Origin of the sequence: Tabrizicola sp. (assembly GCF_031377265.1) — a bacterium.
In the GTDB taxonomy this organism is placed as follows: Bacteria; Pseudomonadota; Alphaproteobacteria; order Rhodobacterales; family Rhodobacteraceae; genus JAUYQR01.
In genome coordinates this window covers 24866-33947 of record NZ_JANMET010000159.1, presented here as the reverse complement: position 1 = coordinate 33947, position 9082 = coordinate 24866, and the positions used below count along the sequence as shown (strand labels likewise).

Below are 9082 nucleotides of genomic sequence, written 5' to 3'. Positions count from 1 at the left end.
CAGCAGGATCAGCACGATCAGCCCGGCCATCGCCCCCTTGTGGGTGCGAAACTGATCCCAGATATCGCGGTAAAGGCTGCGCGGCGTGTCGGCGGCAGAGGTGGCGGTGTCAGTCATAACGGATCCTCGGGTCCAGGATGCCGTAGAGGATGTCGGCGATCAGGTTGAATAGGACGATCAGGACGGCGGTGATGAAGGTCACCGTCTGCACCATCGGCAGGTCGTTGGCGTGGATAGCCCCGATCAGGGCGGCGCCGATGCCGTTCACCTTGAACACCTGTTCGGTGATGATCGCCCCGCCGAAGATCGTGGGCAGGCCGAGGGCGATCACCGTGACGACCGGGATCAGCGAGTTGCGCAGCACATGCTTCAGGATCACCGTGCGTTCCGTCATGCCCTTGGCGCGGGCGGTGCGCACATAGTCCTGCCCCATGTTTTCCAGCATGGACGAGCGCATATACCGGCTGATTGCGGCGGCATTTGCGAGGCCCAGCACCATGACCGGCATCGCCATCTGCGACAGTTGTTTTTTGAAGCTCGCCCAGTCGGTGACCGAAAGATTCGTGTCATATTTGGTCGGAAACCAGCCAAGCCAGACCGCAAAGATGATGATGAACAGCGTGCCGGAAAAGAACGTCGGCACCGAAAAGCCGATCATCGCGAACATGGTGCCGGCCTGGTCGAACCACGAATACTGCCGGTAGGCGGAATAGATGCCGATGGGCAGGGCGATCAGGATGCCGACCAGATAGGCCGTTCCGATCACCGTCAGGGTCTGCGGGATGCGCTGGCCGATGATGGTGAAGACCGGGCTGCGCGATTGCCACGACAAGATGCGCTGTTCGCCCTCGACCCAGGTGGTGCCGAACCAGCCGTCAAACAGGGTCATCGGCTCGACCCAGAAGAACTGTCTCAGCCACAACAGATAGCGAAAGAACACCGGCTGATCGGCGCCAAGCGCCTCGATCATGCGCTGGCGCACGTCGGGGGGCACGGTCAGGGGAATTTCGGACATCGGCGAGCCGGGCGCGAGATCGACCAGCAAGAAGATCACCAGGCTGATCACCAGCAGGGTCGGAATGGCCAGCAAAAGTCTGCGAAGGGTAAATGTCAGCATCGACGGGGACGCCTCGGGTCAAAAGCGGGGGAGGGCGAGATCAAGGCGGCGGGGCCAGCGAACCGGCCCCGCCAAATCTTGGATCACTTGACGCGGAACCAGTCCGCGACGTTCCACAATTCAGCATCCCAGGCGTTGATGTCGACGCCACCCAGCATGTTGGAATGTGCCGACAGCGTGCCACGATGCACCAGCGGAACCACGATCATGGAATTCTTGGTGACCATGTCGTTCAGCTCCTTGGCGATTGCCTGACGTTCGGCAATATCCGTGGTGACGCTCAGCTTGGCATGCAATTCGTCATAGACCGGGTCGCAGAAGCGGTTGATGCCTTCACCCTGCCACTGGTTTTCCGGGCTTGCCACGTTCTTGCACTGGTACTGGCCCAGATAGGTTTCCGGATCAGGGTTGTCGGAGTTGTTGGCATACATCTCGACATCGGCATAGAACTTCTGGAAGGTATCCGGGGATCCCGCATCGCCGCCGAAGAACACGCCGGGATCGATCGCCTTCAGTTCCACCTCGACGCCCAGTTCCGTCCACCAATCCTTGATCAGCGCCTGGAAATCCTGGCGGATCGGGTTGACGGTGGTCTGATAGAGGATCGACAGTTTCTTGCCGTCCTTGTCGCGGATGCCGTCGCCGTCGGTGTCGGTCCAGCCTGCCTCATCCAGCAGAGCCATAGCGCCGGCCATGTCCTGCGCAAGGCAGGCGGGATTGTCAGACGCCCAGGCTTCGGGTGCCGGGATGATATTGCAGGTTGGCTGCCCACCGGCACCATAGCCGACTTCGACCAGGATCGAGCGGTCAATCGCCTTGGACAGGGCCGTGCGCACCTTGATGTCCGACAGGATGGGGTGCGGGTGCTTGAGGGTCGAACGCTCACCCTCGGGCAGGTCAGGCGAGGGGTCGGTCATGTTCATTTCCAGACGTTCGACCAACGTGCCGAATGCCACCACGAACTGGCCCTTGCCAGCGGCGGTCATCGCGGCTTGGCTGTCGGGCGGGATCTGGGTGTTCCAGGCATAGTCGAATTCGCCGGTTTCCATCACTGCACGAGCTGAGCCTTCGGCATCGCCGCCGCCCTTGATCGTGGCCGTGGCAAAAGCAGGCTTGGCCGGATCGCGGAAGTTCGGGTTCGCCGCCATGCTGACGGTGTCGTTCACGGTAAAGCCGGTGACCATGAACGGACCGGTGCCGATCGGCATGTTGTTGGCATCGGTGCAGGTCGGTGCGGCGGCGCCGAGGCAGGCGCCGAACTGTGCCTTCTGCAGGATCGGCGACTGGGCGCCGACGAAGACGGTATAGGGGTTCGGTTTCGGGCCGTCGAAGGTCACCTTGATGGTGGCGTCATCGACCGCTTCGACGGAGGCCACACCTTCGTACTTGGTCGCCTGCGCGCAGCCGCCCTCGGGGTGGGTGCAGTATTCATAGGTGAACACGGCGTCGGCGGCGGTGACCGGGGTCCCGTCGGACCACAGGAGGCCCGGGCTCAGCTTCCAGGTGATCGAGGTCATGTCGGCAGAGACGCCGCCATTTTCAACGGTTGGGATTTCGGCGGCCAGCTTGGGGATGATCTCGCCTTCGGGAGTGAGGCCGGCAAGTGGCTCCACCACGAATTGCGATGCGATGATGTCCTTGGTGCCGCCCGAAAGGTAGGGGTTCATGATCGACACGGCCTGCGGGAAGGTCAGCTTGACCTCGCCGTCGGCACCGCGCTCGGCAAAGGCGGTGGACGCCATTGCAAGAGAGGCGACTGCGCCCAGAAGGGCGGTTTTCAGTTTCATTGGGATACTCCTTGTTGGTTACGCTCTTTTGCCCCGGATGCGCCGGTTGATCCGGCGGCATTGGTTTTATCAAACAGGTGGCAGGCCACAAAGCGCTGCGGTTCCGCCTCCTGGAGGATCGGTGTGTCGACACGGCACCGCGCAAACACACGCGGGCAGCGGGTGGAAAAGCTGCATCCCGGCGGCGGATTGGCCGGGGAGGGCACGTCGCCCTTCAGGATGATGCGCTTGCGTTTTGCCGCCCGTACCGGATCGGGTTCGTTGACCGCCGACAGCAGGGCTTCGGCATAAGGGTGCAGAGGTTTGGCATAAAGCGCGTCGCGCGGGCTAAGCTCGGCGATGCGCCCAAGATACATCACGGCCACCCGGTCAGCGATGTGGCGCACCATGGAAAGGTCATGGCTGATAAACAGGTAGGTCAGGCCGAACTTTTCCTGCAGGTCTTCCAGAAGATTAACGACCTGCGCCTGGATCGACACATCCAGCGCCGCGATCGGTTCGTCACAGACGATGAACTTGGGGTTCAGCGCCAAGGCCCGGGCAATGCCGATGCGCTGGCGCTGGCCGCCTGAGAATTCATGCGGAAAGCGGTTGGCGAAGCGGCGGTTCAGGCCGACGGCGTCCATCAGTTCATAGACCCGTTCAAGCTTTCGGTCATGCGTCCAGTCGGTGTGTTCGTCCAGCGGTTCGCCGATGATGCGCGCCAGGGTCATCCGTGGGTTCAGGCTGGCTTGCGGGTCCTGAAACACCATCTGCATGGTCGGGCGCTTCTTGCGCAGATCTTCGGGTGCGAGGGTGGCCACGTCATCGCCATCGATCACGACCTTGCCCGCGGTGATTTCATAAAGCCGCAGCAGCGCCCGGCCGACGGTTGACTTGCCGCAACCGGATTCGCCGACCAAGCCCAGCGTTTCGCCCTGAAAGATGTCAAAACTGACGCCATCCACCGCCTTCACATCGCCGGTGCGGCGACGGAACAGACCGGAATAGATTGGGAAATGCATCTTGAGGTCGGTGACCTCGACCAGCTTTTGCGGAGGCGCGTCAAGCATGGGTCACCTCTGGCGCGCGGGCGGCTGGGGCAGTCCAGTGGCAGGCGACATCATGGCCGTGACCGACCGGCAAGCCATCAACGCCGCGGCGGGCGGGGTTGGCGCGGTCACAGGCATCGTGGCGATAGTCGCAGCGGGCGCGGAACGGACAGGCGGTGGCCGCCGCTGTCAGGATCGGCGGCTGACCCTCGATCACCTTCAGCCGGGATTCGCGCACGCCGGAGATGGCGGGGATCGTCTTCAACAGGGCGCGGGTGTAGGGGTGCTGCGGGTTTGCGAACAGCTCTCGCACCGGGGCCTGTTCGACGACCTGGCCGCCATACATCACCAAGACCCGATCAGCGATGCCCGCAATCACGCCCAGATCATGGGTGATCCAGATGATCGCCATGCCCAGCTTTTGGCGAAGTTCGTGCACCAGTTCGAGGATCTGCGCCTGAATTGTCACGTCAAGCGCGGTGGTTGGTTCGTCGGCGATAAGCACATCCGGGTTGCAGGCCAGCGCAATTGCAATCATCACCCGCTGCCGCATGCCGCCGGAAAACTGATGCGGATAGGCTGACAGGCGCGATCTGGCATCCGGGATGCCGACCAGTTCCAGCAATTCTACTGCGCGATCCTGGGCCTGCGCCTTGGTCATCTTCAGGTGTTCGATCAGCGGTTCCATAATCTGGTTGCCCAGCGTGAACACGGGGTTCAGCGACGTCATCGGATCTTGAAATACAAAGCCGACCTTGGCCCCGCGAACCTTGCGCAATTCCTCGGCGTCGATTTTCAGCAGGTCCTGATCATTCAACATGACCGTCCCACCACGCACGTCGGCGGGGGGGGACGGTAGCAAACCGATCAGCGACATCATGGTGACCGACTTGCCAGAACCGCTTTCGCCGACAACCCCCAGAAGTTCACCCTTCATCAGGTGAAAGCTGACATCGTTGACGGCGTGAATCTCGCCACCGCGGGTGCGGAATACGGTCTTGAGGCCCTTGACATCAAGGACGGGCACGGCCCGATCGGGCATTCAACACTCCCCGTGTCGTTTCTTAGTTATTGTTATTCTTTATCTTTTAGACTGAAAACTGCCGGTAGCTGAACTTCAGGCACCAACTGTTCCCCATTTTTCATAAGCTATCAATCCCGTTTCGACGTGTCTTTCTACAAAGGATCATCGGCGATGTGACTGATTGACCGATCATTCTGCCAGATATTGACTTGGTGAAGGCCGGCGCAGAGTTTGACCGCTAAATCTTGATGAAGGGATGAAGAGGGTATGGAGACGCTGACGCCACGTCAGGTTCTGGAACGGCTGGTCGGCTTTGCGACGGTAAGCAACCTATCCAACCTTGAGTTGATCGACTGGCTGGAGGGCTATCTTGCGGGGCACGGAATCCCGGCGCACCGGCATTGGAACGAAGACCGGACCAAGGCTGCGCTGTTTGCGCATGTGGGGCCTTGGGAGCGTGGTGCGGTGGTTCTGTCCGGTCATTCCGATGTGGTGCCGGTGGACGGGCAGGTCTGGACGTCCGACCCCTGGACGGTGACGGAGCGCGACGGGCGGCTTTATGGGCGCGGCACCTGCGACATGAAAGGGTTCGTGGCACTGTCGGTCTGGGCGCTGGTCGAGGCGCAGCGGCGTGGCGTGTCGCGGCCAGTGCAGCTGGCGCTGTCTTATGACGAGGAGATCGGCTGCACCGGCGCGCCGCCGCTGATTGCCGCGATGCAGGGCGTGCTGCCAAAAGGGGAAGCGGTCATCGTGGGCGAGCCGTCGCGGATGCAGCTGATCACCGGGCACAAGGGCGGCACCGGGTTTCATGTGCATGTGAAGGGGTTTGAGGTGCATTCCTCGCTGCTGCCCTACGGCGTCAGTGCGATCATGGAAGGCGCGCGGCTGATCCAGTGGGTGAATGACCAGAACGCGGCAATTCAGGCGGTGCGACCTTCTGCAGTGGCCGCGATGTTCGACCCGCCCTTCACCACGCTGCATGTGGGTATGATTTCGGGCGGGACGGCGCATAACATCACCGCCGCCGATTGCCGCTTTGCCATCGATACGCGGGTGCTGCCGGATGATAATCTTGAGGGCTGGGCCGCACAGATCGAGGCCGAGGCAATGCGGTTGGATGCCAGCCTGAAGGCGCGCCGGCCGGAGGCCGGGGTGCATCTGGAGCGGTTTTTCGGTGTGCCACCCTTGCGGCCCGAAGCATCGGGCGCGGCGGAGGCGCTGGTGCGGCGACTGACCGGTGACAATGCCACGGGTGTGGTCAGCTATGGTACCGAGGCGGGACATTTTCAGGACGCAGGCTATTCCGCCGTCGTCTGCGGGCCGGGTGACATCGGTCAGGCGCACCAGCCGGATGAGTATCTGGAGCTGAGCGAGTTCGAGGCCGGTCACGCTTTCATGGAACGGCTTTTGGAGCATCTGGCGTGATCTTTCCATTCTCGGAGGCCAGTCCGGTCCGCTTTCCCGGCCCACAGCCCGCAGCGTGCGATGTGGTGGTGGTTGGTGGCGGGGTCATCGGGGTGATGACGGCGTGGTTTCTGGCAGAACGCGGATTGCGGGTGGTGGTCTGCGAAAAGGGCCGGATCGCGGGTGAACAATCCAGTCGCAACTGGGGCTGGATCCGCCAGCAAGGCCGCGATCCGGGCGAGTTGCCGATCATGATGGAAAGCCTGCGGATCTGGAAATCACTGGCGCAGGAGCTTGGCGCAGGCTTGGGCTTTGCGCAGACCGGGGTTCTGTATCTGGCGAATTCTGAAAAGGATACCAAGGGCTTCGAGGAGTGGCTGCCGCATGCGAAAACGCATGATCTGGACAGCCGGATGCGGAGCCGGGCCGAGGTTGCCGGTATGTTGGGCACCGCGGCGGGCTGGCAGGGCGCGCTATACACCGCGTCTGATGCGCGGGCCGAGCCGTCGGTGGCGGTGCCGATGCTGGCGGCAGGCGCGGCGGCGCGCGGGGCAACGATTGTCGAGGCTTGCGCGGTGCGGGCACTGGATATCATGGGCGGGCGCGTCGCGGGGGTTGTCACGGAACAGGGGCGGATCGCCTGCGATCAGGTGGTGGTTGCTGGGGGCGCGTGGTCGCGGTTGTTTCTGGGCAAGCACGGGGTGCGCATTCCACAACTGTCGGTTTTGAGCACCGTGGCCGCGACCGATCCGATGGCCGAGGTTTTTCCCGGTGCTGCGGCCGACAACGACTTTGCCTTTCGGCGCCGGGCCGACGGTGGCTATACGATCGCGCCGGGATCAGGGCATGACTTTTTCGTCGGGCGCGATGCCTGCGCAAGCTTGCGCAGCTATCTGCCGGTGCTGAAGAAGGATTATCGATCAACCCGGTTTCGCGGCATGGCCCCCAACGGCTTTCCCGATGCCTGGAGCACGCCGCGCCAATGGTCTGCCGATGAGGTGACCCCGTTCGAGCGGATGCGCGTGCTGAACCCTGCGCCGGACCATGCAAGGCTGCGCCGGGTGCAGGCGGCTTTTGGCGCGGCTTTTCCGGCACTCGGCGTGCCGAAACTGCGCGCCGCATGGGCAGGCATGATCGACACGATGCCCGACATCGTGCCCGTGGTGGATCAGGCTGGGGTTCCCGGTCTGACAATCGCCACGGGGATGAGCGGGCACGGCTTTGGCATTGGCCCCGGTATCGGGCGGGTGGTGGCCGATCTGGTGGTGGGCAACCATCCCGGCCATGACCTGAGCCGGTTCCGGCTGTCGCGGTTCAGCGATGGGTCCAAGCTGGTGATGGGAACGGCACTTTAGCGCGCTTTACATCGCGGCGGATGCGGTCTAACCGTGCCGCCCTTTTCGCGGAGCGCAAGATGACCGACCCGATGATCAACCCGGCTTGTGGTATCGACTTTGGCACTTCGAACTCGACCGTGGGTCTGGCAGATGCCTCGGGTGCGCGGCTACTGCCGTTGGAGGACGGATCGGTCACGCTGCCATCTGCGGTGTTCTGGCAGACCGAGGGTGCGCCGGCCTTGTTCGGGCGCGCGGCGACGGCGGCCTATCTGGAGGGGGAGGACGGCCGCCTGATGCGGGGGCTGAAATCCACGCTGGGATCTGGGTTGATCCATGACAAGACGGCAGTGGGCGGCAGGGCGGTGTCGTTCCGTGAGGTGCTGGCGCGGTTCATCGGGCATCTGCGCGCCGCACAACTGGCCGCCGCACCGGGGTTGGACCGGGTGGTGTTTGGCCGCCCGGTGCATTTTGTCGATGATGACCCGGCGGCGGATGCCGCAGCCGAAGCGGTGCTGGCCGAGATCGCCCGCGATTGCGGCTGGCGCGAGGTGGGGTTCCAGTATGAGCCGATCGCGGCAGCGCTCCATTACGAGCAGACGGCGGCGCGCGAAGAACTGGTGCTGATCGTCGACATTGGTGGAGGCACGTCAGATGTGTCGGTGGTGCGGGTGGGGCCGGGCAGGGCGGTCTTGCCCGACCGTGGCAGGGACATTCTGGCCAATGACGGTATCCGGGCGGGCGGCACTGATTTTGACCGCCTGCTGAGCCTGTCCGAGGCGCTGCCTCATCTTGGCTATCTGGCACCCACACGGGGCGGCGGGACGATGCCGCGCCATTACTACCATGACCTTTCCACCTGGCACCGGATCAACGCACTTTACAGCGCTCGCACCGCCAGCGACCTCAAGGCGCTGCGGCTGGTGGCGGATCAACCCACGCTTATCGACCGGATGATCCGGGTGGTCGCGGGGCGCCATGGCCATGCGCTGGCGATGCGGGTGGAGGCGGCGAAGATCGCCTTGTCGGATGCCGAGGTCGCCCGCCTGCCGATGGCGGACCTGACCGGCGGGCCGAACCCGATGCTGCGCCGCGCGGGGTTCGAGGCGGCGGTGGAGGCCCCGATTGCCCGCATCCGGGCGTTGCTGGAGCGGGTGTTGTCTGAGGCGGGCCTTGCGCCAGACCGGATCGGCACCGTGTTTCTGACCGGCGGATCCAGCCAGTTGCCGATCCTGCGCGCGACGGTGCAATCGGTGCTGCCTGGCGTGGTGATGGCCAGCGGCGACATGCTGGGATCGGTCGGCACCGGCCTGGCACTGGAGGCGCGGCGACGCTTTGGCTAGGGGTTGCGGAGAGGTGGAAATCGGATCACGCTTTGCGCTGAA

At 63.4% G+C, this 9082-nt stretch carries 7 protein-coding genes and 1 pseudogene; 3 read left to right on the top strand and 5 right to left on the bottom strand.

All coding sequences use genetic code 11. The features are described 5' to 3' along the window. The 5 genes and pseudogenes from RMO18_RS09000 to RMO18_RS08980 form a co-directional block, all read right to left on the bottom strand. Positions 1–117 (bottom strand): annotated as a pseudogene (locus RMO18_RS09000) (ABC transporter permease); the annotation flags it as partial. Next, positions 110–1117: an ABC transporter permease gene (locus RMO18_RS08995; protein WP_309665363.1), complete on the bottom strand. Its 1008-nt coding sequence runs from the start codon at positions 1115–1117 to the stop codon at positions 110–112. The gene RMO18_RS08995 and the pseudogene RMO18_RS09000, both read right to left, overlap by 8 nt. Before the next feature lie 83 nt (positions 1118–1200). After that, positions 1201–2904, bottom strand: coding sequence for a peptide ABC transporter substrate-binding protein (locus RMO18_RS08990; protein ID WP_309665362.1), 1704 nt, complete (start codon positions 2902–2904; stop codon positions 1201–1203). After that, a complete protein-coding gene (locus RMO18_RS08985; protein ID WP_309665359.1) occupies positions 2901–3956 on the bottom strand; it encodes an oligopeptide/dipeptide ABC transporter ATP-binding protein in 1056 nt (351 codons plus the stop codon). The genes RMO18_RS08990 and RMO18_RS08985 overlap by 4 nt, the downstream gene beginning before the upstream one ends. Then, complete coding sequence (locus RMO18_RS08980; RefSeq protein ID WP_309665358.1) at positions 3949–4977, bottom strand: ABC transporter ATP-binding protein; 1029 nt, start codon at positions 4975–4977, stop codon at positions 3949–3951. The genes RMO18_RS08985 and RMO18_RS08980 overlap by 8 nt, the downstream gene beginning before the upstream one ends. Positions 4978–5226: 249 nt before the next feature. Here RMO18_RS08980 and argE point away from each other — a divergent pair, with 249 nt between their 5' ends. Genes argE through RMO18_RS08965 form a run of 3 tightly spaced genes read left to right on the top strand, consistent with a single transcriptional unit; the run spans position 5227 to position 9040 of the window. Further along, a complete protein-coding gene (gene argE / locus RMO18_RS08975; RefSeq protein ID WP_309665357.1) occupies positions 5227–6384 on the top strand; it encodes an acetylornithine deacetylase in 1158 nt (385 codons plus the stop codon). Then, on the top strand, positions 6381–7718 hold the full coding sequence (locus tag RMO18_RS08970) for an FAD-binding oxidoreductase (protein ID WP_309665356.1): 1338 nt from the start codon (positions 6381–6383) through the stop codon (positions 7716–7718). Before argE ends, RMO18_RS08970 begins: the two co-directional genes overlap by 4 nt. Positions 7719–7777: 59 nt before the next feature. Then, on the top strand, positions 7778–9040 hold the full coding sequence (locus RMO18_RS08965) for an Hsp70 family protein (protein WP_309665354.1): 1263 nt from the start codon (positions 7778–7780) through the stop codon (positions 9038–9040). The last annotated feature ends 42 nt before the right edge of the window (positions 9041–9082 follow it).